At 65.3% G+C, this 521-nt stretch carries 1 protein-coding gene; it reads left to right on the top strand.

Features of this window, described 5'->3' with window-relative positions; translation table 11 throughout:
* On the top strand, positions 1 to 521 hold a 521-nt coding region (locus GCN74_RS28315), incomplete at both ends, for a ShlB/FhaC/HecB family hemolysin secretion/activation protein (protein WP_226939281.1).

Genomic DNA, 521 nt, shown 5'->3' with positions numbered 1-521 from the left:
ATCCAGATCATGCCGGCCGAGGGCGGCAATGCGAAGCCGGGCGAGAGCGACCTGCAGATCCAGTGGAAGCAGGGCTTGCCATTCCGCCTGGCGCTGGGCCTCGACGATGGCGGCTCGCGTTCGACGGGCAAGCTGCAGGGCAGCGTGACCCTGTCGTACGACCACTGGCTGACCCTGAACGACCTGTTTTATCTGAGCCTGAACCAGAACGTCGACGGCAACCGCCACGGTCCGCGCGGCACGGGCGGCATGGTGGCCCACTATTCGATTCCCTACGCTTACTGGCTGCTGGCCTTCACGGCCAGCGACAGCCGCTATCACCAGTCCGTGGCCGGCATCAGCCAGGACTACAACTACAGCGGCGCCAGCCAGAACCGCGAAGTCAAGTTGTCGCGTCTGGTCTACCGCGACGCCTCGCGCAAGACGACACTGTCCTTGCGGGGCTGGCAGCGTTCCGCGCAGAACTTCATCGACGACACGGAAGTGGAAGTGCAGCGCCGCCGCATGGCGGGCTGGGAACT

It is taken from the genome of Janthinobacterium sp. FT14W (assembly GCF_009208755.1).
Lineage (GTDB): Bacteria > Pseudomonadota > Gammaproteobacteria > Burkholderiales > Burkholderiaceae_D > Janthinobacterium > Janthinobacterium violaceinigrum.
Note: the sequence above shows the minus strand (reverse complement) of the source record. Positions and strands in the feature narration are given on the sequence as shown.